This window comes from Bdellovibrio sp. HCB2-146, assembly GCF_047345725.1.
In the GTDB taxonomy this organism is placed as follows: Bacteria; Bdellovibrionota; Bdellovibrionia; order Bdellovibrionales; family Bdellovibrionaceae; genus Bdellovibrio.
The window spans coordinates 1,689,154-1,709,891 of record NZ_JBLEQP010000001.1 but is presented as its reverse complement, the minus strand read 5'-3'; the positions used below and the strand labels follow the sequence as shown (position 1 = coordinate 1,709,891).

Annotated in this window: 20 protein-coding genes; 11 read left to right on the top strand and 9 right to left on the bottom strand. The window is 44.9% G+C overall.

The window, feature by feature from the left end; translation table 11 throughout:
- Positions 1 to 50: 50 nt before the first annotated feature.
- Positions 51 to 1,793 (top strand): hypothetical protein, encoded by a 1,743-nt coding sequence (locus tag ACLWOR_RS08365; RefSeq protein ID WP_413940243.1) that lies wholly within the window; start codon positions 51 to 53, stop codon positions 1,791 to 1,793.
- A 2-nt stretch (positions 1,794 to 1,795) separates the two neighbouring features.
- Here the strand turns inward: ACLWOR_RS08365 and ACLWOR_RS08360 are convergent, their stop codons facing one another.
- Together ACLWOR_RS08360 and ACLWOR_RS08355 are read right to left on the bottom strand one after the other, a co-directional pair.
- The gene (locus ACLWOR_RS08360; RefSeq protein ID WP_413940242.1) at positions 1,796 to 2,059 is read right to left on the bottom strand and encodes a peptidylprolyl isomerase; all 264 of its coding nucleotides are present in this window, start codon (positions 2,057 to 2,059) and stop codon (positions 1,796 to 1,798) included.
- The gene (locus tag ACLWOR_RS08355; RefSeq protein WP_413940241.1) at positions 2,022 to 3,452 is read right to left on the bottom strand and encodes an NAD(P)H-binding protein; all 1,431 of its coding nucleotides are present in this window, start codon (positions 3,450 to 3,452) and stop codon (positions 2,022 to 2,024) included. Before ACLWOR_RS08355 ends, ACLWOR_RS08360 begins: the two co-directional genes overlap by 38 nt.
- Before the next feature lie 61 nt (positions 3,453 to 3,513).
- Between ACLWOR_RS08355 and ACLWOR_RS08350 the strand changes: the two genes are divergently transcribed.
- Complete coding sequence (locus tag ACLWOR_RS08350; RefSeq protein WP_413940240.1) at positions 3,514 to 4,170, top strand: hypothetical protein; 657 nt, start codon at positions 3,514 to 3,516, stop codon at positions 4,168 to 4,170.
- Here ACLWOR_RS08350 and ACLWOR_RS08345 read toward each other — a convergent pair.
- A complete protein-coding gene (locus ACLWOR_RS08345) occupies positions 4,153 to 5,295 on the bottom strand; it encodes a hypothetical protein (RefSeq protein ID WP_413940239.1) in 1,143 nt (380 codons plus the stop codon). The two genes, ACLWOR_RS08350 and ACLWOR_RS08345, sit on opposite strands and share 18 nt — an antisense overlap.
- A 218-nt stretch (positions 5,296 to 5,513) precedes the next feature.
- On the opposite strand from ACLWOR_RS08345, the gene ACLWOR_RS08340 reads away from it, so the two are divergent.
- Complete coding sequence (locus ACLWOR_RS08340) at positions 5,514 to 5,927, top strand: hypothetical protein (RefSeq protein WP_413940238.1); 414 nt, start codon at positions 5,514 to 5,516, stop codon at positions 5,925 to 5,927.
- Here the strand turns inward: ACLWOR_RS08340 and ACLWOR_RS08335 are convergent.
- A complete protein-coding gene (locus ACLWOR_RS08335) occupies positions 5,924 to 6,208 on the bottom strand; it encodes a YheU family protein (RefSeq protein ID WP_413940237.1) in 285 nt (94 codons plus the stop codon). The genes ACLWOR_RS08340 and ACLWOR_RS08335 overlap by 4 nt on opposite strands.
- Before the next feature lie 131 nt (positions 6,209 to 6,339).
- Between ACLWOR_RS08335 and ACLWOR_RS08330 the strand changes: the two genes are divergently transcribed.
- Both ACLWOR_RS08330 and ACLWOR_RS08325 read left to right on the top strand, forming a co-directional pair.
- Complete coding sequence (locus tag ACLWOR_RS08330) at positions 6,340 to 7,932, top strand: ABC-F family ATP-binding cassette domain-containing protein (protein ID WP_413940236.1); 1,593 nt, start codon at positions 6,340 to 6,342, stop codon at positions 7,930 to 7,932.
- A 47-nt stretch (positions 7,933 to 7,979) separates the two neighbouring features.
- Positions 7,980 to 9,251: an MFS transporter gene (locus tag ACLWOR_RS08325; RefSeq protein WP_413940235.1), complete on the top strand. Its 1,272-nt coding sequence runs from the start codon at positions 7,980 to 7,982 to the stop codon at positions 9,249 to 9,251.
- Here ACLWOR_RS08325 and ACLWOR_RS08320 read toward each other — a convergent pair.
- Positions 9,248 to 10,741 (bottom strand): FMN-binding glutamate synthase family protein, encoded by a 1,494-nt coding sequence (locus ACLWOR_RS08320; RefSeq protein ID WP_413940234.1) that lies wholly within the window; start codon positions 10,739 to 10,741, stop codon positions 9,248 to 9,250. The two genes, ACLWOR_RS08325 and ACLWOR_RS08320, sit on opposite strands and share 4 nt — an antisense overlap.
- Positions 10,742 to 11,037: 296 nt before the next feature.
- Between ACLWOR_RS08320 and ACLWOR_RS08315 the strand changes: the two genes are divergently transcribed.
- Entirely contained in the window at positions 11,038 to 11,697 is a 660-nt protein-coding gene (locus ACLWOR_RS08315; RefSeq protein WP_413940233.1) for a L,D-transpeptidase, read from the top strand.
- A gap of 78 nt (positions 11,698 to 11,775) precedes the next feature.
- Here ACLWOR_RS08315 and ACLWOR_RS08310 read toward each other — a convergent pair whose 3' ends face one another.
- Both ACLWOR_RS08310 and ACLWOR_RS08305 read right to left on the bottom strand, forming a co-directional pair.
- Positions 11,776 to 12,081: a hypothetical protein gene (locus ACLWOR_RS08310; RefSeq protein ID WP_413940232.1), complete on the bottom strand. Its 306-nt coding sequence runs from the start codon at positions 12,079 to 12,081 to the stop codon at positions 11,776 to 11,778.
- A gap of 190 nt (positions 12,082 to 12,271) precedes the next feature.
- Positions 12,272 to 12,778: a hypothetical protein gene (locus ACLWOR_RS08305; protein ID WP_413940231.1), complete on the bottom strand. Its 507-nt coding sequence runs from the start codon at positions 12,776 to 12,778 to the stop codon at positions 12,272 to 12,274.
- A 188-nt stretch (positions 12,779 to 12,966) separates the two neighbouring features.
- On the opposite strand from ACLWOR_RS08305, the gene ACLWOR_RS08300 reads away from it, so the two are divergent.
- Both ACLWOR_RS08300 and ACLWOR_RS08295 read left to right on the top strand, forming a co-directional pair.
- The gene (locus tag ACLWOR_RS08300; RefSeq protein ID WP_413940230.1) at positions 12,967 to 13,470 is read left to right on the top strand and encodes an SRPBCC family protein; all 504 of its coding nucleotides are present in this window, start codon (positions 12,967 to 12,969) and stop codon (positions 13,468 to 13,470) included.
- Between the two features lie 14 nt (positions 13,471 to 13,484).
- The gene (locus ACLWOR_RS08295) at positions 13,485 to 14,837 is read left to right on the top strand and encodes an alginate export family protein (protein ID WP_413940229.1); all 1,353 of its coding nucleotides are present in this window, start codon (positions 13,485 to 13,487) and stop codon (positions 14,835 to 14,837) included.
- A 1-nt stretch (position 14,838) separates the two neighbouring features.
- Here the strand turns inward: ACLWOR_RS08295 and ACLWOR_RS08290 are convergent, their stop codons facing one another.
- The gene (locus tag ACLWOR_RS08290; protein ID WP_413940228.1) at positions 14,839 to 15,753 is read right to left on the bottom strand and encodes a LysR family transcriptional regulator; all 915 of its coding nucleotides are present in this window, start codon (positions 15,751 to 15,753) and stop codon (positions 14,839 to 14,841) included.
- Positions 15,754 to 15,909: 156 nt separating this feature from the next.
- On the opposite strand from ACLWOR_RS08290, the gene ACLWOR_RS08285 reads away from it, so the two are divergent.
- From ACLWOR_RS08285 to ACLWOR_RS08275, 3 genes are all read left to right on the top strand, one after another.
- On the top strand, positions 15,910 to 16,614 hold the full coding sequence (locus tag ACLWOR_RS08285; RefSeq protein ID WP_413940227.1) for a hydrolase: 705 nt from the start codon (positions 15,910 to 15,912) through the stop codon (positions 16,612 to 16,614).
- Positions 16,615 to 16,681: 67 nt separating this feature from the next.
- A complete protein-coding gene (locus ACLWOR_RS08280) occupies positions 16,682 to 18,493 on the top strand; it encodes an amidohydrolase (RefSeq protein ID WP_413940226.1) in 1,812 nt (603 codons plus the stop codon).
- Positions 18,494 to 18,746: 253 nt separating this feature from the next.
- Entirely contained in the window at positions 18,747 to 19,448 is a 702-nt protein-coding gene (locus ACLWOR_RS08275) for a pirin family protein (protein ID WP_413940756.1), read from the top strand.
- Positions 19,449 to 19,492: 44 nt separating this feature from the next.
- Here ACLWOR_RS08275 and ACLWOR_RS08270 read toward each other — a convergent pair whose 3' ends face one another.
- Entirely contained in the window at positions 19,493 to 20,704 is a 1,212-nt protein-coding gene (locus tag ACLWOR_RS08270) for an MFS transporter (RefSeq protein ID WP_413940225.1), read from the bottom strand.
- Positions 20,705 to 20,738 lie beyond the last annotated feature (34 nt).

Genomic DNA, 20,738 nt, shown 5'->3' with positions numbered 1-20,738 from the left:
CCTTGTCTATTGCGTTGACACCTGATGAGCCAGTTTAAGGAGGTCTCAAAATGAGATGGTCAAAGCTATTGCTGACATGTGGAGTGCTTTCATCGGTGATTATGATGGGTTGTCGCCAATCATCCAACAACGACAACGGACAAGCTGTGATCACGCCACCCACAACGCAATACCAATCTCAAAATTCAACCTATTCACATTCGGAAACGACGGTTACGACTTATCAACAAGGACTTCCACTGAACCTTTCCTCTCCAGCTGATCTTTCTAAAGCTTGCTACAGGGATCTTTGCCAAAGTGATCTTTCTTTGACGGACCTTTTAAAAAAATCAGAAAAAGGAAGCCCTGCCCAGTCCGAATACTTTCATTCCCACATCGAACCCCTGGCGAAAAAGCTCATGCAGCTCCGTCACACTCGCAAGAATCTTCGTCTTGAATTTATTAAGGAATTCGAAGGTCAGTTTGAGGAACTTGAACTGACTGACGTTCAACTTCGTATTGCAAAAGCTCTTCTGTTTGTCTTTAAAGAGGAACTCTATAAGCGCAAAGAGTTAGAGACGATCTACAAAAAGCTGGGAAAAGAATCCTTTTTCAAAGCTATGCACAACATATTCCCAACACAAGGGCTTCCAGGCTATTTCGCTGAGTTACACCCCAATACGGAAGTCACCAAAGCAGCCCGCCTTGAAGCGCAATATATCGTCGATACTCAGGCGAAATTGAATGCCGCCGCAAACACAGAACTTATCGCAATTAAAGATCCCTCTATTTTGCGTGCACTCAGAGGTGATTCTCTCGATGCCGCAGATTTAAATGTCATTATGTACAACTCCTATGGCATGCGCCGAGCTGAAACCATGATCACGGGTCATCTTGCTCAATATATGGACTCCATTCCTCGCAAGACATCATACTTTAGAGATTTGATTAAAGAGTCCAAGTATCAAAAGAAAATGGAAAAGCTTCCGGAGTTCAGTCAAATTGAAATGGACACGTGTCGCACGTCCTACTTTCAGTCCATCAACCTCTCTCCGACTAAAGAACAAATCGCTTCTTTCCGCGAACAGATGGATGTTGTTAAAGATGCGGCACTTCAACTGGTTCGAGAACAAAATCCTGCTTACAAAAAAATTAAGCAAACAGAATTTTTGCTGCCATTGACTCGCGATGAAATCAATCAAAGCTGGATCAAGCTCTTAAAAAGCCAAATCGCCGATCTCAAAGTGAACAGCGAAGACGAGGAAAAGAACCGCCGTGCTCCAGAAGCTTTTCTTACAGCACTGGGCGAATCTTTGAGAGCTGGAAAAGAAGACCTTTTTTGCAACGGATATTTCGACCCCTCAGTTAACGATTCGGTTCATGCAGACCTGGGTTCTTCACGACTCAGTTGGCTGAGTGTCATGTATCCGCGCTATGGCGTCGCGATCATGGCCCATGAGTTAGGACACGTTGTTTTCAAGCACAGCGATGAACACACAAATCAAGTTTCTTGTTTGATTGAAAAACAAAACAGTCAAAAGAAATACGCCAATGAAGACTACTCAGATCTTTTTGCCTCTAAAGTTGAACTCATCACGCAGAAAACTTTACAGCTTCCTAAGTCAAATTTTGGTTGCCTTGTTGCATCCCCAACCGTTGAGCAAGGCTTTATTAACATGGACTCCAATGACGTTCACTCCAGTCATCTGTACCGTGCGGTTCAATTTGCTTTAAATCGCAAGGAAGTGATTCCTGCGTCTTGTGAGCGACTCGGAGAAGTTCAATCACCGAAAGTCACAAAAAGTTGCGAGTAAGATCAGGCCACGCGCAAAATAATATGAAATCCAAAGCGCGTGCGCACAATACCTGACATTTGCCCCGGCTTTAAGATTTCAGCGGCCTCTTCAAAATCAGGATCGAGCTTTTTACCTTTAAGATTTCCCAAATCACCACCACTGGCCGCGGAAGGACACTGACTGCGCTTCTTAGCCATTTCAGAAAAATCTTTACCTTCTTTTAGAAGTTTTAAAATGTCTTCCGCCTCATAGCGGTGGGGAACTAGAATGTGTTTCAGATGCATATTCACTCTTTATCGCACGGCGCGAGTGTCTTGCCAAGTGACGTCCAAACTGTTTCATCACCCAGAGATGAAATAAAGCTTGAGTCGCCATGTAGATGGGCCACGGAAGCTTTGGTCTGAAATCATGAATGGCAGCGATACAAGCCTTGCCTCCGAGAATCTCTCGAAACTCCAAACGACCTCGACCTGACTTTTGCGATAACAGTCCCCCGCGTACATAAAAAAGATGACGATGATCCCAGCTGCGCAGAGGTGCGTATTCGAGAATCAAAAGAGGATAATAGGGAAAACGCACACTAAAATTAATCCACGGCACATCGACTTCGACTTTAATCAGTCCCGTATGCAAGCGCGGAAGAAATCGCATGTACGCGCGAGCAACTTGACCTGCGTTCCAATTCTTCGGAAGCGGCAAGCGCTGAACAGATCGCACCTCGTGATAACCGACAGGAGCAGATTGAAAGGCGTGAGGGGCTTTACTGTGATCATAGGATTGAAAAGCAAGAGCCAAAGCTTCTTGAATGTTCATGAACCGATGACCGGGAATTTTAAGCTCGCGTCTGGGATCGGCGACTAAATCTATTCGCAATCCTTCAATCAAAGGATCTACTAAATCTTTGGGAGCTCCTGTAATCAGTGACACCCAAAGACTCGAAAGACCTGGCGACATAAAGGGCACAGGAATCATGCGACGCTTTTTTCCTAAGAGCTTCGCCATTTCGCCCATCATTTCGCGATAACTTAAAATCGAAGTCCCACCTAAATCAAAAATTTTGTTCTGACATTCTTTTCTGCCTAAACAATACGAAAGAGCCAGAATCACGTCGGAAAGAGCCACCGGTTGACTGCGTGTCTGTGACCAGGTTGGACAGAGCATGGCTGGAAGCCGCTCTACTAATCTCGTCATAATATGAAAGGATGATCCTTCTGCGCCAATAATCATTGCCGCACGCAAGATCGTGTACGGCAAACCCGAGTCAACAAAGACGTCTTCCACTTCTTTGCGACTTTTTAAATGCAGGGAGCACTCCGAGTAGTCTTCGGGATGGAGTCCGCCCAGAAAAATAATGTGTTTGACTCGGTTTTTCTGTGCCGCGCGCACAAAGTTATCCGCCACGATTAAATCAAAATCTGCAAAATTGCCTTGAGTTAAATGCGCGTTGGGACGCATCGAGTGAACCAGATAAACCGCAACATCTGCCCCGACGAGTGCTTTTTCTGCATCCAACAAACTAAAAAGATCGCAGGTTCGCCACTCAACTGCGCCTTCGGTATTTTTTTGACTTTGACTGCGCTGCGAACGACTGAGAGCGATAATACGATGCTGTAAGGAGAGCTCTTGAACCAAGGCTTTCCCTATAAATCCGCTGGCACCCGCTATCGCCACTTTCATCGCATTTTCCCCAACTCTGGTCTAGATGACTTCAATTTTACCCTGAAGATATAATAAAAAAATGCGCCATCTTCATGTAACTGCCAAGTATCTGATTATTTTTCTACTCGTATGTTTTGTCACAGTTTTGGGAGGCGTCGTTTATCTTTCGTATCACACAGTTCAAAAGCTCACCCAGGTTGCAACGGATCAATCCGAAAGTGAACCCAATTTATCTGCAGTTTTAAAGCTCACTGGGTCTTATCTGGAAGACATTCGCCAGTATGAAGAATTTCTCACCACATTAGGATCTGATAAGTGGCCGTCTTTTTGTTCGGTGATCTGCAATCCTTCTCATTTTAATCGCGAACGCTATGTGAACGAACGTACGCCGTACTTGGTTTCTTATTACCGCCAACAAAAAAAGCAAGCGGCCGCTGATCCCGTGTTTCGCATGAAAATCGCGCAACTTGATTTCTTGCGCGAAACTGTTCCTTCTTCACTAAGAAATGTCATGCGCGACATTTTAGTTCCTCAGTCGCAGCACAGTATTGCTTCTCTTTCCTTTCGCTTGGACGGCGCAATGATGACGGTTTTGCCCTTCGCACAGTCGCGATACAACCAAGCTAAAGCCAGACTTGAGATCTTAAATCAAGTGCGAGAGATTGCGAGCTCCTGCGGAAAAGCGCCCAAAAAGGAAGTGATTGAGCGCTGTGAAGTTTTAGTCCCAGGCCAATAAAGCCGACCACGCCTCCAGATTTTCAATTTGACTGTGATCGTAAACATCAATACCTGGCGAGATGTCTTTGATAACTTCTATACTGCGGCGGAATTGCTCGACGGTGGGATAAACAGTTGAGTGCTGCCCCATCCATCCGGAAATTTCCACATGCATGATCGGAAAACTGCGATCCCCGATCATGGTAACAAAATCATGGGCGGCTTTTCTTGTCCACTCCGGTGAGAACGCCGGTGTCCCATATTCGGCGGCCCACTGTTGCCACATGATTTCCCCTATGACGAAATCCATCTTTTGCGGACCTTGCAAATTCAAAATGCCTTCCAGATCATAGCCCACTTCGTCTCGGACCATATCAAAAGTAAAAAGTGTTCCGTCTGCATAAGCTGGCCATGTCTGCACCACGCCACTGAGGACTCCTTGGGCATGAGCTGTTTCTGACATAATCGCCAGAAGCTCGGTCATCCCTAAGGCGCGCACTTTTTTCCAATCAGCATCACCCAATTCTCCTTGCGGAAAGCGCTTAAAAAATTCAGCGTTTGCCACGGGGTTGTAGTCAGACTCTGCCAACCAAAAGCAATCGATCGTCGGTTCAACAGCTTCAACAGCATATAATTCTGGAAAACGACTCACGAGATCCCGCACATAGCCACGCAACCACTGGCGATAATCAGGGTGCCATGCTGAAAGATAATACGAATGTGGGAAGGGACGATAGTCTGAACCATCCGCAATCTTTGATCGCCAAGTCGGATTTCGCTCCCAAATACTTTTGAAATCAGAGATGGGAATGACCGCTACGACTTTAAGCCCTCTGGTTAAGGCAAGATCGTAAATTTTTCGAAAGATGTCCTGTGTTCCATACCCAATTTCAACTGCGGTTTGTGGATAGTCGGTCAGATAAAATGCACCATTTGTTGGATTGTAGGCATACAGAAAAAGAGTATTAACATTTGCCGCTTGAGCTTTGCTAATAAGATCTTCAGCGATAGTACCTGCGTAGATCTGCCCTCCATAGAGGCCATAAAAATAAGATGGATCTACTCGCAGTCCGCGAATTTCAGGTGCGGCCCCTGCAATTCCGGTAAAGAACATCACAGACATCACTAAGATTAATGTGCGCATAAATTCCCCTCGATGAATTTAAAAATTATCTGATTGTCTAAGGGAGACTCTCTTCAGACAAGAAACCAGATACTGATTTTTGAAATGGTGGGACTGTTCGCCGAAGTAAATATTTCCTTCGACAGCGGGTAAAAATCAGGCGCGAATTACAAAATTAGAACGTGTTTTTATTTCCATCGTCACATATAAAAACTCGAAATATTGGAGGAGAAAAATTTATGAAAGCGCTGTTCGTATTACTTGGATTACTGGTTTCCGTCAGTGCATCAGCAAAAGAAATTCGACTTATTTGTGTAACAGGTGATGCTGTTGACATGGATATCGTGATTGAGCAAGGCACCGACAAAAAAGAAACTCTGAAAGTGATTTTGACTGGAATGGGAGAGCCTAATCCCAAAATCTATCTCAACTCTCACTTCGTAAAATCATCTTTATCTGAGGGTCTTAAAAAGGGCACAATCGAAGCTATTGTTTCAAAGTCTGACCTTGACCAAACATTTGGTGGAGCTTACATCGATGCGGGCATGATGGATCTTGCCTACAACAAGACGACGAAGAAATACGATGTCTTGTTTGCAGCTGAAGGTGAAGTTTATACAGGCGCTTGCCTCATTGATGATCGAAAACCTTAGTCTTCTGCAGCAGCGGGAGAGACTTTTGAAAGTTTGTTCCACTCATTCTTTGTTAAAAGAGTCACGGACTCAGAGTCAGGATCAAAAACCACTTTCACATCTCCCCGTTGCAGCTGCTTTCGAATTTGCTGCATTTTCGTCTCCAGGGCGATCTCATTTGCTCCATAGTCAGTGCCTTCCCGCTGAATAAAGTTTTCTATAATGCCGTTTAAAGCGTCTTCACTCAGGGCTTCCAAGGGAATTTCTAATGGAGGCTGTGGTTTTTGCTGATGATCTCTCATAGTTTCACATGCTCCTGCCTTTTCTGGGCTCTGTCACCCCTTTTCCCCTCTGTAAGGCCTTCATAAATGTAAGAAACGGTTGCTAATCCCCTCTGAAACACGTAAAAAATGCTCTTCCAAAGGACCCTTCCATGATCAGTACAAGCAATGTCAGCCTCCGCTTCGGTGGCAAAAAACTTTTTGAAGAAGTGAATGTTAAGTTTACCCCGGGCAACTGTTACGGCCTGATTGGCGCAAACGGTGCGGGAAAATCAACTTTCCTGAAAATTCTTTCTAAAGAACTTGAGCCCAACACTGGTGAGGTTCATATCGGCGCTGACATGCGCTTGTCGGTTTTAAAACAAGACCACTACGCTTACGACGAATTCCCTGTTCTTAAAACAGTTCTAATGGGAAACGAGCGCCTGTACAAAGTCATGGAAGAAAAAGACGCTCTTTATGCCAAGGCTGACTTCTCTGAAGCCGATGGCGTGCGCGCTTCTGAATTAGAAGGCGAATTCGCTGAATTGAACGGTTGGGAAGCAGAATCTGAAGCCGCCGTAATGCTGGCAGGTCTTGCAATTCCTGAAAGCATGCACGGCAAACTCATGAAAGAACTGAACGGCGGCGAGAAAGTAAAAGTACTTTTGGCGCAAGCTTTGTTTGGTCGCCCGGATATCTTGTTGCTGGATGAGCCGACGAATCACTTGGACATCTACGCGATCCAATGGCTTGAAGAATTTTTGCTGAATTTTGAAAACACAGTCATCGTGGTATCGCATGACCGTCACTTCTTAAACAAAGTCTGCACGCACATGGCCGATATTGATTACGGCAAAGTGACGACATACACGGGTAACTACGATTTCTGGCGCCAAGCGAGTGAATTGAATCAACGCTTGCTTGCAGATCAGAATAAAAAGAGTGCGGATAAAGCCGAAGAACTTAAATCGTTCATCGCCCGCTTCAGTGCAAATGCTTCTAAGTCGGCGCAGGCTTCTTCTCGTCGCAAACTTTTGGAAAAATTGGAGTTCAATGAACTTCCAGCTTCTTCACGTAAACAACCGTTCATCGGTTTCGATATCAAACGTGAATTAGGGAATGACGTTTTAGTCGTTGATAAATTAAATAAAACTTGGGAAGGCGAAACTCTTCTTAAGAACATCAACTTCACTTTAAAAAAAGGCGACAAGGTTGCTTTGGTTGGCAGAAACGATTTAGCTAAAACTTTGCTTTTAGAAATCATCGCTGGCGAAATGGCTGCGGATTCTGGAACCTATACTTGGGGTATTACGACAAATCGCAGTTACTTCCCCACTGACAACTCCAAATACTTCCAAGGCGACGAAGAAACTCTTGTGGATTGGCTTCGTCCGTTCTCTGAAGAAAAAGATGAGACCTTCTTGCGTGGCTTCTTAGGAAAAATGCTCTTTAGCGGAACAGATGCGTTGAAAAAACCAAATGTTCTTTCTGGAGGCGAGAAAGTTCGCTGCATGTTCTCGAAAATGATGCTTTCTGGTGCAAACATTCTGATCCTTGATGGTCCTACAAACCATCTAGATCTCGAGAGCATCACTGCGGTGAATGAAGGTCTGAGCCGCTTTAAAGGTACTGTGATCTTTACCTCACACGACCACGAACTGATTCAAACCGTTGCGAATCGAATTATTGAAATCGACGAGAGCGTTGTTTACGACAATCACATCACGTACGACGAATACTTGGCTGCCCGAAAGCCTCATTAATCAAAGGGCCCGTTGACAGGGCCTCTGCAGTTCTTCACCATGAGGGGATGACCAATACGCAAAATCCCCCTCAGTCTTTGTTTTCCGGTTATCAAAAATTCGTGATCGCAGTTCTCGCCTTCTTGCAATTCACGATCATCCTAGACTTTATGATTCTTTCCCCTTTGGGGGCCATACTAATGCCAGCCCTGAATATCACCACTTCCCAATTTGGATTGGTCGTTTCAGCTTATGCGTTTAGCGCGGGAGCCTCTGGACTTCTGGCTGCTGGATTTGCAGATCGTTTCGATCGCAAAAAGTTGCTGTTGTTTTTCTATACGGGATTTGTGATTGGCACTTTGATGTGCGGCCTGGCTCCAAACTATCATGCGCTTTTAATCGCTCGTATCGTGACGGGGATTTTTGGTGGTGTGATCGGCTCTATCTCATTTGCCATCGTAACGGATCTTTTTAGTTTTGAAAAACGCGGTCGTGTTATGGGTGTGATTCAAACTTCATTCGCAGCCAGTCAGATTCTCGGTTTGCCTTTAGGACTCTTCCTCTCTAATCACTGGGGATGGCATATGCCGTTCATTTTGATCGTCGTGGTCAGTGTGCTTGTGGGTGCGGTGATCTTTAAATATCTCAAACCCATCGACTCTCACTTGCAGCTGAAAACCGACAAAAAACCTTTTCATCACTTGATGCACACGTTGACTCAACCTCGTTATGTTCAAGGATTTGCTTCTGCAGCGCTCATCAGTATCGGTGGATTTATGATGATGCCTTTTGGTAGTGCGTTTAACGTGCACAACCTGGGTGTGAGTCTCGATGATCTTCCGGTCATCTATATGATCTCGGGAGTGGCCTCAATCATCATCGGTCCGTTGATGGGTCGCCTTAGTGATAAATACGGCAAGCTACAAATTTTTGCTTTCGGAAGCTTGCTTGCGGCCGTGTCTGCCCTCATCTATACGCGCCTTGGTGTTGTACCTTTGTGGTTTGTGATCCTCATCAGCGTGGTCATGTACTCAGGTGTCTCCGCACGAATGATTTCTTCATCGGCATTACTTTCAGCACTACCGGCCGCAACAGATCGCGGCTCTTATATGGCGGTTAGTTCTTCGATTCAACAAATCTCAGGTGGTGTTGCAGCAGCAATCGCCGGAATGATCGTCATTCAAAATCCCGGGGGCTCTTTGGGGCGCTTTGAAATCGTCGGCGACGTCATGGTAGGCACGACCATCATCACAGTTCTTACAATGGCCTTTATCAATCGCGTGATCCAACGCAAAAGCGAGATCCCATCGATCCCGCCCGTTGAACCCGCTACTCACTAGTTTGGATAAATCTCTGCATAAGTCATGATGCGATTTTGTTCGACCCGCTTGTGCAGATGATGTCTTTGTAGATCTCCGACTTTTGCGACTCCCATTGCACCCACCACGTGAGCCACTGCTTCCAAAGTTTCTTGGTGGAAGTTTTTAACACGTGTTCGTTTTGTCGGGACATGCAGGCCGTCGAATAAGTTCTTATCTTGAGTCGCAACACCTGCAGGACATTTATTGTTATTGCAACGAAGAGCTTGGATACAACCCAATGCCAACATCATGGAGCGAGCGGCGTACGTCGCGTCTGCGCCAATACACAGCAATTTCACGATATCAAAAGCCGTCGTGATTTTACCTGTGGCAATAACTTTGATTTTGTCTTTAAGTCCTGCCTTACGAAGGCAATCTACGATCACGACTAATGCATCAAAGCCTGGTGTGCCGATATAATTCGTAAACTCAAGTGGGGCTGCGCCTGTTCCACCTTCAGCTCCATCAACAACGATAAAGTCTGGATAACTTTTTTCTTTCACCATCAAATTAACGAGTTCTTCGAACTCTTGACGATGTCCCAAACACATTTTGATTCCAACAGGCTTACCACCTGACAAATCACGAAGCTGTTGAATAAACATCAACATGCCATGCGCATCTTTAAATGCCTTATGTGCCGGAGGAGAAATAACGTCTTTACCAAGAGGAACGTTACGAATGTCTGCGATTTCTTGAGTCACTTTTTTCCCAGAAAGAATTCCACCGTGACCAGGCTTGGCCCCCTGAGACAGTTTCAACTCAATCATTTTGACTTGGGGATGGCTGGCATTTTTCCTAAAAAGTTCTGGATCGAAATCACCGTCATGTGTGCGGCAACCAAAATAACCTGTTCCAATTTGCCAAATAAGATCGCCACCTGGCTCCAAGTGATAAGGAGAAATTCCACCTTCGCCAGTGTTGTGAGCGAAGTTTCCATCTTTCGCCCCACCGTTTAACGACAGAATCGCATTTGGTGAAAGAGAACCAAAACTCATCGCGGAAATATTTAAGAGCGAAAGAGAATACGGCTGCTTACAAAGATCGCTCCCCACTGTCACACGCAAATCTTTACGGTCCAGATGCGCGGGATACATGGAGTGGGTCACGAACTCGTAACCCTGTTCGTAAACATTATGTTGAGTTCCAAACGGCACCGTATCTAAAACTTTTTTAGCGCGTTGATAAACCACAGAACGTTGCTCGCGCGAAAAAGGTTTTCCATCGGTATTGGATTCAATGAAGTACTGATTGATTTCAGGACGGATGGATTCAAACAAATAACGAAGATGCCCAAAGACAGGAAAGTTGGCTTTGATGGCATGACGTTTTTGACGGATGTCGCGAAAGCCGAGCATGAAGAACGGCACAAAGAAACATAGCGAATACAGTCCTGGCGTCCAAACCCACAAAAAAATAAGGTTCAACACGATGACGGCAAAAAACGCGATATAGAATTCTTTTCTCACTTCTTCCTCTGCTGACAGAAATTTGTCCCTGCAGCATAACAGAAAAAACCTGTTTCGGCATGGACTGAAGAGCTTAGCAAGCCTGTCCACAGCCCTTAAAACCCACTCTATTGTGATAATATCTCTGATTCGCGCAAGAAAAGTGGACTTTGGCTAGTCGGCTGACTTTTGAGCGCTCACAAAGCTGTGTGAAATTTGAATGTCATAAATCGGAATTCGAACAGAAATAAACGAAATTTTGGCCGCAGGAGTAAAATGGGGGCAGAAAAACAGTCTCACAACAAATGAGGTGTGACATGAAAACAATGCGCCACATATCTAAGTTTGCCGCTTCCCTGCTTTTTATACTTTTTAGTTCCGTCAATGCACAATCATCACAGACCGTTTACATCAACAATGACCCGAACATTCCTGACATGATCGAAGAACTCAATCCGTTCGACCCGAACGTTGAGGAAACTCTTCGTTACTACGATGAGATCTATGAAGAAGAAACAGGAATGCCTTCGCACATTGAAAGCGATATGACGATTGATGAATATCTGGGACTTGCTGGTTGTCGACGTGCGAGTTGCCCTGTGTGGATACAAGTTGTGAAATCTTCGCAACGTGCATATTTGTATCGTAATGGCAGCATGGTCGATTCATGGCTGGTATCAACTGGAATTCCGGGATACGGAACTCCAAGTTTTGACAGACATCCAGACGGCCGTATCTATGACAGATACACTTCCAAAAAATTTCCTGGCGGTGATTATAACGGTTTAGGAAATATGCCTTATGCGGTTTTCATCACGGGAGGTTTCGCTTTACACGGAACACCACAAAGCAACTGGCCGAAGTTAGGTCAACGTGCTTCTCATGGATGTATTCGCATGATGCCCGACAAAGCATATATGTTTAATCGCCTGGTTCGCAGCTATGGCGTGCGCAATGTGTGGATCACAGTTCAATAGTGATCTTCGTTGGGCAAAAAAAAAGCTACGAGCAAAAACTCGTAGCTTTTTATTACTCAGAAATTACTGAGCTAGAAATTATCTAGCCAAGAATTTGCAGTATTGAGCAGTGTGAGCAACTTCTCTTACAGAAGAAGACAATTTTTCGCCAGAGCGAACACGTTGGTCAATGCGCTCTTGAACTTGCCATTGGCCATCACCGTGGCTGCCAAGTCTTTCGAAAGCAAACACAACATATTTCATGTCAAGAGTGCCGTCAGTTTTGTTGTTAAGAGTGCAAGTCCAAACATTTCCACGACGAGAAACTTTACCGTAGTGGCTGTCCAATTTTGCTTGAGCTGCGAATGCAGATACAGTTACCAAAAGAACCAAAAGTGATTTCATGTGAGCCTCCGTTTTTTTTGGAACTACTATTAGTATAACAAGATTCGGTCAAACTTTTTCGAACACTGAAGCCTTACATTTTCATTTAGTTTTCTAAACACGTGAAAGTCCATGGGTACGAAGCGTCAAACCCGCACTGAACGCGGAATTGGGGACAGGAGTGGCCACGAAATGCGGCCACTTTGTTCCCTTAATCAATAGCTGTGATACGGAGTTTTTCGATTCCAACCTTAAGACCTAGGCCGCCTAAAAGCTGGACGGAAACATTATAGGCTAATTGTGGCAATCCCAACTTGGTCGCTGTGAAGTATCCCGCACCGCCGCCAACTGCCACTTGATAGTTGGTGACGGAGTACTTACCCAGAATAGATTCAGGGTGTTCATTGAACAAACTAATCTCTGAAGACACGCCGGCCATTTTAAAATATCCCGCACCAATTGTCGGTCCGACTTTGTAGCTTGAAATATCAATTCTAACTTTACGTTTGTATGTTTCGCCGTGAATGCTAGCGCAGCTGAGTGTTCCGTAGGCGCGTGTACCAAATTTTCCAACGATAAATTGCAGACCTTTAGAGACACCTTTGAATTTCATTCCGCAGGCCCACACGCGCCCACGTTCGATTTCGATTTGATCTGTTTGAGCTTTGGCAGTCACGCCCGCAAAAAGCAAAACGCCCAACAACAATAACTTTTTCATCCCACACCCTCCTTGGTGAAAAAAAGTCCTCTGCTTAGTTCACCTGAGGAGTTCGAAGGAGGCAAAGACTCCAACACAAATACATACTTTCATCTTGGAGGTGTTGATCATTGTCAAAAAGCTCATTCCTTAGTGCAAAGTGACTTGGATAGAGTAAAGCCTGATCTGGAAGGCGCAGGAGACATATTATGGAAAATACCTCTGTCGACGTGGGAGCAGAAAGAGAACTCATCCTGACTCGCACACTCAATGCAAGACGTGATCAGGCATTTGAAGTTTGGACCAACCCCAAGCATGTCGAAAATTGGTGGGGCCCGGAGGACTTCACTGTGCCTCATTGTTCTATCGATCTTCGTCTGGGTGGCAGCTTTCATATCTGCATGCGCTCACCAACAGGGGAAGACTCTTGGCACAAAGGATTTTATCGGGTGATTCGACCGCCAGAGCAGATTATGTCGACAATTTTCTTTTCTGACAAAGACGGCAACTTCATTGCTCCGGTTAAATATGGAATGGGCCCTGACTTCCCAGCCGAAATTCTCATGACAGTTAATTTTACTGATGCGGGAAATGGAAAAACAAAGTTGACACTCAACTGCGGTCTTAGCGAAGTGATTGCGAAACGTTATCAAGCGGATCAAGGTTGGTCGCAATCATTAGATCGCTTCGAACAAGAACTAAAGCGCGTGTGAAGGAACTATAAGCCTTGAATTATTTTTTAGTTTTTTTATTAGCGGTGTTGCCTGCTTTGTCGTGGGCACAGGCGAAAATTCAATTTCAAACTTTGCGTTATAACGAAGACTACTCTCAGCTCATTGAGAAAAATACGTGGTTCGAAAAAATGAAAAACATCACGTTCGGAGAATTCCGCCTGAATTTCGGTGGAGACCTGCGCACCTCCGAAGAATGGATGGCTCATACTGATTTTGGTCAGGGCACAAATAACTCTGACGGTTATTTTCTCGTGCGCTATCAAATGCATATGGATTTGCATGCCCCCTCCGATGTTCGCGTTTTTGCTCAGCTCAAGTACTCCGCTATTGCGAGCAAGGAAGGTCCTTTAAGCCCTACCGATCGCGACGAGGGAGATCTGCATCAACTTTTCCTGGATAAAGTTTGGAACTTGGCGGATGAAGAAGCCCTCATCGCAAGGCTCGGTCGCCAAGAAACGGTCTTAGGCTCGGGATTACTTGTAGGAATTCGCGAAGGCCCTAACTCTCGTTTAAGCTTTGACTCTTTCAAAATGAATTGGGGGCGCAAGAAAGAATATTCTTGGGAGCTTTTTGCTGGAAGACCTGTCGATATTCTTCCTTGGGGATTTGATAACGAAACCAGCTCCAACATTTTACTTGCCTCTCTTTATGGAGATTCCCTTCGCAAGACTCCTGACTATCAGTCGGATGTCTATTTCATTTATTATAAAAATGACGCCAACACCTTCCAAGGGACGAATGGTAAAGAAGAACGCTACACGTTTGGAACACGTTTCAAAACGACTTTTCCAGAGTTCATATCGGAAACAGATTTCATGGTGCAATTTGGAAGATTTGCGGGAAAAGATATCTGGGCCTATGGTTTCGCCTCTCAGATGCGTGCACCCTTCATCGGAAATTTGGATGGCAATTTGCAACTGAGCGGTTTTTCAGGAGATGAAGATTCGACTGACAACCAATTGAATACCTTTAACGCTCTTTTTCCTAAGGGTCAGTATTATGGCTACTCTGCAGAAATTGGACATCCCAACTTGATTGCAGTGCAACCAGGTATCCTGTGGAAGATTCAACCCAACTTAAAGTGGCTCAATCAAATCGGGTATTTCTGGCGACAGAATGTTCATGACGGAGTTTACAAAGGCAATGGCCTGCTTCTGCGCCCTGCGGGAGGAAATGATCAAAGTGAAATCGCGGGACAATACAACACAATCGTTGAATGGAAGACCGATACGCAGCTGACACTCATTCTTGAATACAATCATATATTCCCGGGAAGCTTTCTTCGCGAAACAGGACCGTCAGAGGCCGTGAGTTTCACAGCCCTTCGTGCATATATGTATTTCTAGATTATTTTTTGGTTGAACGCTTTGGCTTTTTGGCGATCGCGTTCTTCTCAAGTTGCGCCCAAACAGCCCGGGCCACCGGTCCCATGGGTTTATTTCTTAGTCGCATCACATGAAGATCTAAGATGAAAGGTTTCACGTTGTCGTCTTGAATTTCCACCAAGACTTCTTTTTTAATTTCTTTTTCGACCTCATTACGCGCCAGTCGGCCCCAGCCAAAACCATGCAAGATCATCTTTTGTTTCAAGCTGTGATCGTTCACCAAACACTTTTTAGCGTCAGCTACGACTCCTTTTGTGTCTCTTTTGAGCAAATTACTTTTATCTCCTTGTTGAAGGACGACAACTTGCGGGTATTGTTTCAAATATTTGAACTGAAGCGATGGCATTGTTTTCGCCAAAGACTTTGCGATCACCGGGATCATTTCAATTTTATCGAACGGAATGCTTTCGATCGCATCATTCTCTGGCCCTTTAGTTGAAACGGCAAAATCAGCCTCACCCGAAAGAAGCAAATCCAATCCACCACTCATGATTTCAGAGCGAAAACTCATTTCCGTAGGATGTTTACTTAAAATGGTTTCTTGAAAGATCCCTTCGATGGCTTCAAAACGCGCCAACGGGTCTAGCACGATTGTTAAAAACGGCTCGACCTTTTTTGTGCCCAATTCTTGACCGACAGTCTGCAACTCTCGGAAAGAATAAAGGCATTGTTTGGCCCAATTATAAAAAACCAAACCTTCTGGAGTGAGTTTTGGACGGTACTCTTCTCGATTGAAAAGTTTGAGGTCAAATTCTTCTTCCAATTTCTTGATCGCGACACTCAGACTGGGTTGCGTCTTATAAAGATGTTCAGCAGCTGCTTTAAAACTGCCTTTTTCAACGATCATTTCAAGTGTCTCTAGCTGGTCGATGGTCATAAAAAGCCCCGAAAACTATATAAATTATTTCAATACACAATATAGAAACAAAATAATTTTTTTCAAGCCTTTTTGTGGCGATAGTAACTCCATCAGCGCAACACAAACACAAAGCGCACAACAAAAAAATAAAACATCTATGAGATGGGGGAATATATGAAACTAGTAAAATCACTTTTGACAGCACTTGTAGTACTTGCAGGCGTTCAAGCTCAAGCAGGAGCACCGGGGAAGGGTCTACTGACACCAACAAATCACACACTGATCTTAATCGATCACCAACCACAAATGGCGTTTGCAACTCGTTCGATTGATATCCAAGAACTTCGCAACAACACAGTAGGCCTTGCGAAATCGGCAAAAGTCTTTAAGGTTCCAACCATCCTTACAACGGTTGCAGAAAAATCTTTCTCAGGTCCACTCTTCCCAGAAGTTCAAGCAGTGTTTCCTGACGTAAAACCAATTGACCGTACGACGATGAATACTTGGGAAGATAATCGCGTTACAAAACGTGTGAAAGAAATCGGCAAAAAGAAACTTGTGATCGCAGCACTTTGGACAGAAGTGTGTGGCGTTGGTCCGGTGTTGTCAGCAATCGAAGAAGGTTATGATGTTTACTTCGTAGTAGATGCTTCTGGTGGCGTTAGCAATGTGGCTCATGACACAGCGATTACAAGAATGGTTCAAGCGGGTGCTCACCCAATCACATGGTTGCAATACCTTCTTGAGCTACAACGTGACTGGGCTCGCGGCGAAACTTACGATGCCGTTACTAAAATTGCGAAAGAACATGCTGGTGGTTACGGTCTAGGTATCATCTACGCAAAAGAAATGTTCGGTGCCAAAGAAGGCGCAAAATAATCAAAGACGATTTGCAAAGCTGAGGTGAAAGCCTCAGCTTTTTTAATATCCTAAGGGGACACCACCAATGAAAACTTCTTTTGCAACACGACTTAAAACTCTACTTATTTCTTCAGCTGCAATCCTTGCTTCTTGCTCCTCAACACCTGCGAACAAATCGACAACAAGCTCCTCCCCTGATTTGATCGTCTATAACGCCAAAGTTTTTTCTCACGCCAATGGATTTCAGGAAGCCTTTGCTGTGAAAAATGGCGTTTTCATGAAAATCGGTAAAAACGATGAGATCATGAAACTAAAATCCGATAAGACACAACTCATCGATGCTGCCGGGCGTACAATCATTCCCGGATTAACGGATACCCATGCCCATCCCATTCGCGCCGGTCTGAATTACAATCTTGAACTTCGTTGGGACGGACTGAAATCTCTCAAAGAAGGCCTGCAAATGATTAAAGAGCAAGCGGCGCGCACTCCTGAAGGACAATGGGTTCGTGTTGTCGGCGGCTGGTCTCCGCATCAATTTAAAGAAAATCGTTTTCCGACAATTGAAGAATTAAATGAAGCTTCTCCGAATCGTCCGGTTTTTGTTATGTACCTTTACTCCAAAGCTTTCATTAATAAAGCGGCGATTCAAGCATTGAACTACACGAAAGATACTAAATTTCCAGGTGGTGTGGTTGAGCTTGATAAAAAAGGAAATCCAACCGGTGTTTTGACAGCAAAACCAAACGCCATGGTGCTTTACAAAACTTTAGCTGCAGGCCCAAAACTTTCCAGCCGTGCAGAAGAACGCAACTCGACTATTTTGTATTTTCAAGAACTCAGTAAAATGGGTCTTACGACGGTGATTGATGCTGGTGGTGGCGGATTTTTCTTCCCTGAAGATCACCGCATTGCTAAAGAACTTTTCGATAAAGGCAAACTTGCCGTGCGTATTCCGTTCTTTTTATTTGCGCCCGTTGCTGGCAAAGAACTAGAAGACTACAAACGCTGGACAGCTGCCGCTCACCCTGCCACTTTGCACGAGATTGAAGAAAATCTTCCGTATCATTTGATGGGTGGTGGTGAGAACTTAACTTCAACAGCGGCCGATTTTGAAGACTTCATGGAGCCTCGTCCTGATTTGCCTCCAAACATGGAAGCAGAGTTGAAACCGATTCTAAAATTGATTTTTAAACATCAATGGATCTTCCGTATTCACGCAACTTATGATGAATCTATTGGTCGCATCTTGAATGTAGTTGAAGAAATCAAAAAAGAAGGTGGACCTTTCCCTGATCGTTTCATTATTGATCATGCAGAAACTGTCAGCCTTAAAAATCTAAAACGCATTCAAGCTTTAGGTGGCGGAATTTCTGTTCAAGACCGTATGGCCTTTCAAGGTGAAGAGTTCGTGAAACAATATGGCGCAAAAAAAGCGGAAACAACTCCGCCAGTTGCAGATATGTTGTCACTTGGAATTCCAGTCGGCTCAGGCACTGATGCCACTCGAGTTTCCTCTTTCAATCCTTGGATTTCACTTTACTGGCATGTGAGCGGAAAAACCGTAGGTGGTCTGAAACACATGAGCGATCGTAATCGCCTGTCTCGCGAACAAGCCTTGTACCTGATGACGAAAGGGGCTGCTTGGTTTTCGAAAGAAGAACAATTCAAAGGCGATATTCGTGAAGGTGAGTTTGCAGACTTTGCACTTTTGAACAAAGACTACTTCTCTGTTCCTGAAGAAAAAATCAAAGAGATCCACTCAGATCTAACTGTGCTGAGTGGGCGTGTGATGTACGGAGAAAAAGAGTTTTCAACTCTGGTTCCCCCAGCGCCGCCAGCTCTGCCAAAATGGTCTCCAGTGAACTTCTTTGGCGGCTATCAATATAATCGCTAAGTGTGCGGAAGCCCTGAGATTTTCAGGGCTTTTTTGCGTCTGCAACTATATAGTTAATATTTATATAGACTATGAATATTTAATAATTTTTTTATATCACAATATCCCCGATAATGTATTCAAGAGGGAGGCAAGTATGGCCAAGAAAAGCACGACACTGCCACGTCGAAAGTTTTTAGCGGGAGCTTTAGTAACGACCGCTGGGCTTATGGGTGCGGCCCTTGCAACACAATCCCTGAGAAAGGAAAAAGGTATGCTAACAATTAGAAAATCCAACGACAGAGGACTTGCAGAGCACGGATGGTTGAAATCACGTCATACTTTTTCATTTGCTGAATATTATGACCCACAACACATGGGCTTTGGACCACTTCGTGTTATTAACGAAGATCGTATTTCGGGAGGAACAGGTTTCGATACTCACCCCCACCGCGATATGGAGATCATCTCGTATGTGATCTCAGGAGCTCTTCGTCACAAAGACTCAATGGGAAATGTGGCGTTGATTAAACCCGGCGAAGTACAACGTATGAGTGCAGGCACAGGTGTTTTTCACTCCGAGTACAATGAGATGCAAGGAGAAGAAACGCACTTTTTCCAAATCTGGATCATGCCAAACAAACGTGGCGTGGCTCCTGGTTACGGGCAAAAGTCATTTGAGAAAGAACTGGATTCACAAAAACTTGTGCATGTGATTTCTCCAGATGGCAAAGACGGTTCGATTGGCATTCACCAGGACGCAGATATGTATATTTCTCGTCTGAAAAATTCAGAGAGCTTAACATTCAACCTTCCAGAGCAACGTAAACTTTGGATTCAGTTGGTGAAAGGCTCTGTGACTGTGAATGGAGAAAAGATCGAAACTGGTGACGCTATTGCAGCTCAAGATATCGGCAAAGCTGACATCACAGCCTCTGCTGATTCAGAAATGATCTTGTTCGAACTTCCTGCTTAGTCCCTACCTACCGGCGCGGGCATAGGGCCCGCGTCGTTTTTTACTTAATGCATTGAAACCAAATTTGTCGTGCCACTGTTAACGAATGTAGCGGCAGGATCGCGACGATCCAAATATCCCGCCAGAGTCGTTAATGCAGCAGCTCCCACTACGACCAAAGATCCCACCCAAGGTGTCGTCATAAGACCTGAACCCTCAACGATCAGTCCCCCGGCCCACGCGCCACCAGCAATTCCTAAATTGAAAGATGCAATATTTAATCCCGATGCGACGTCAACAGCTTCAGGTGCAAATCTCTCTGCCTGTCTAACGACGTAAATTTGCAGACCCGGTACGTTCCCAAACGCAACAGCTCCCCAAAGAAGAATTGTTCCTAGAGCGAAGTATGGTGAGTAAGCAGTGAACGTAAAGATGAAAAGTACAATCGCAAGTCCTAGAAAAATAAATTGCAAGGCGCGAATCGGACCAAGCTTATCCGCTAACTTTCCTCCCCAGATATTTCCAACTGCAACTGAGATTCCGTACACCAAAAGCACAAGTCCCACAGCACCTTCAGTAAAGCCCGTCACTTTTTGCAAAATTGGAGCAAGGAACGTAAACGCCGTGAAGGATCCCCCGTAACCAAGAGCTGTGATCAAATAGACCAACATAATGCGCGGTTGTTTTAAAACATTTAATTGCGCACTCAATTTCGCTGGGGCTGCTTTCGCAATATTTTTTGGAATGAGAACTGTACTGCCGATGACAGCAATGGCTCCAAGAGCTGAAACGGCGAGGAAGGTGGCTCTCCATCCAAAATGCTGACCGATGAAAGTTCCAAGCGGAACACCCGTTACCAAAGCCACTGTTAAACCCGTGAACATGATCGCAATCGCACTGGCAGCTTTTTCTTTAGGAACTAAGCTTGCCGCAATCGTTGATCCGATTGAGAAAAACACACCGTGCGCAAGTCCCGTGAGAACGCGAGCCACTGTGAGTGAACCATATCCCGGAGAAAGCCATGCCAGAATATTTCCAATGGTGAAAAGTGCCATCAACCCGACCAGCAATTGCTTGCGGGGAATTTTTCCGGTGAGCGCGGTTAGTACGGGAGCACCTATGGCAACACTTAAGGCGTAGAGACTAACAAGCAATCCCGCTGACGGAAGCGAGACATTCAGATCCTGTGCGATAGTTGGTAAAAGCCCCACAATCACGAACTCCGTCGTTCCGATTGCAAAGGCGCTAATAGTAAGTGCGAATAATGCTAATGGCATAAAGCCCTCTTTCCTGTTTCTTATGACACTCAAT